At 53.3% G+C, this 925-nt stretch carries 2 pseudogenes; both read left to right on the plus strand.

The features are described from left to right. Window positions 1-618 (plus strand): annotated as a pseudogene (locus GBM95_RS11830) (phosphomannomutase/phosphoglucomutase); the annotation flags it as partial. Window positions 619-634: 16 nt separating this feature from the next. Then, window positions 635-925: pseudogene (locus GBM95_RS11835) on the plus strand (glucose-6-phosphate isomerase); the annotation flags it as partial.

Raw genomic sequence — 925 nt, forward strand, 5'->3', positions numbered from 1 at the left:
TATCCCGATCGTCTCATGATGCTTTTCGCAGAAGACATTCTTCGCTCGCATCCGGGAGCAGAGATTGTCTATGACGTCAAATGCTCTCGAAAGCTTGTCAACTGGATCCGTGAAAAGGGCGGCATCCCCGTCATCAGTCCAACCGGGCATTCGCTTGTCAAGGCCAAGCTCCGCGAAACCGGAGCGCCGTTCGCCGGTGAAATGTCCGGACATCTCTTCTTCAACGACGAACGCTGGACAGGCTTTGATGACGGCCTTTATTCCGCCGTTCGTCTTCTTGAAATTCTCTCGAGAAGCGAAGCGCCTTCAACGGTTCTTCATGAGCTGCCGAATGCGGTCAACACGCCGGAAATCCAGATCCCGACGGAGGAAGGGGAAAACAAGCGGTTCATTGCCGATTTCCAGAAGCATTGTCGTTTCAACGATGCGGAATCCGTCATAACGATTGACGGCGTACGAGTCGAGTGGCGGGACGGGTTTGCACTGGCACGCGCCTCAAATACGACGCCCGTCATCGTTCTGCGCTTTGAAGGCGATACTCCTGAATCGCTTGAGCGGATTCGTCGATGTTTCATTGACGAAATACTCCGTGTCGCTCCAGCTCTGAACATTCAATAACAAAAAGAAGAAGACCATGAACAAGCCTTTCCTTAAGGAGACCGGAACTCGTACTTCCGTTTCCGCCTGCGGCATTACGTTGGATTTGACCAGTCAGCGCTTGACGCAGACGGATTTCGACGATTTCATTCACTATGCGGAAGAAATCGATCTGCAGGGTTCGTTTCGCCGGATGTGTGCCGGCGAAGTCGTCAATTTGTCGGAAAACCGCGCGGCATTGCATACGTCGCTTCGTGCATTTGACGCTTCCGCGCCTTTCTACGAAGAAGTCAACGCGGAGCGTGAACGCATGCTTGCCTTCGCGGAC

It is taken from the genome of Sutterella seckii, from assembly GCF_009183815.1.
In the GTDB taxonomy this organism is placed as follows: domain Bacteria; phylum Pseudomonadota; class Gammaproteobacteria; order Burkholderiales; family Burkholderiaceae_F; genus Sutterella; species Sutterella seckii.